This is a genomic window from Rhodococcus sp. LB1, from assembly GCF_001583455.1.
Taxonomy (GTDB): Bacteria; Actinomycetota; Actinomycetes; order Mycobacteriales; family Mycobacteriaceae; genus Rhodococcus_F; species Rhodococcus_F opacus.
Genome location: NZ_LTCZ01000161.1, coordinates 1 through 1,138 on the forward strand (window position 1 = coordinate 1; position 1,138 = coordinate 1,138).

The following is a 1,138-nucleotide window of genomic DNA, read 5'->3' on the forward strand; positions in this document are numbered from 1 at the left end:
ACCTCCTCGACGCCGACGAAAAACAGCTGATCCTCGAGGACTGGAACCACACCGATCATGCGACAACCACCGACACACTGGTGTCGATGTTCGGTGCGCAGGTGACGCGCACACCCGACGCGCCCGCGGTGGTCGACGGAAACCGAACACTGTCCTACGCCGAGTTCGACGCACGCGTCAATCGTCTCGCCCGACACCTGATCACCCAGGGCGTGGGCCCGGAAACCATCGTGGCACTACGGATGCGCCGCTCCCTCGACTTCGTCGTCGGCGTCTACGCGACCCTCACCGCCGGTGCAGCTTATCTGCCCATCGACCCCCACCACCCAGCCGAGCGCACACACTTCATACTCGCAGTGGCACAACCCACCTGCATGCTGACCACCACCCACGACGACCAAGACGATCTGCCCGACCCGGTACCGGTCCTCCACCTCGACACCATCGATCTGTCACGGCTGTCCGGGGCGCCGGTGACCGACGCGGACCGCCGCGCACCACTACGCCCGCAGAACACGGCCTACGTGATGTTCACCTCGGGATCGACCGGCCGCCCGAAGGGAGTGACCGTGGCGCACAGCGCGATCGTCAACGAGGCTCAGTGGGTGGTCGAGGCGTTCGATCACCGTGCCGGTGATCGTCTTCTGCAGAGCAACGCGGTGACCTTCGACGCATCGACCCCCGATCTCTTCGCACCGCTACAGGTCGGGGGCTGCGTGGTCTTGGCAGGGCCCGACGGCCAACGCGACCCCGACTACCTCGCCGAACTCATCCGGGCACAGAAGGTCACTCACGTGGCGTCGGTGCCGACGGTACTGACCGCCCTGATGGCCGGCCGATCACCCGACGTCCTCCGCGGCGTGCGGGTGGTCTACCTCGGCGGTGAAATGCTGTCCGGGCAGACGGTCGCGCGGTTGGCGGAGTTCGGTCCGGCGACGGTATGGAACCAGTACGGGCCCACCGAAACCACCGTCAGCGTCATCTGCCACCGCTGCACCCAGCACGAAGAGTCGGTGGTACCCATCGGCACACCCCAGATCAACTGCCATGCCTACGTGCTGGACCACCGCTTGCATCCGGTACCGGTGGCGGTGGTGGGCGAGTTGTATGTGGCCGGAATCCAGCTGGCCCGCGGATA

General features: G+C 66.2%; 1 protein-coding gene. It reads left to right on the top strand.

What is annotated here, in order from left to right:
* Positions 1-1,138: AMP-binding protein (locus AZG88_RS22315; RefSeq protein ID WP_156517577.1), on the top strand; the 1,138-nt coding region annotated here is incomplete at both ends.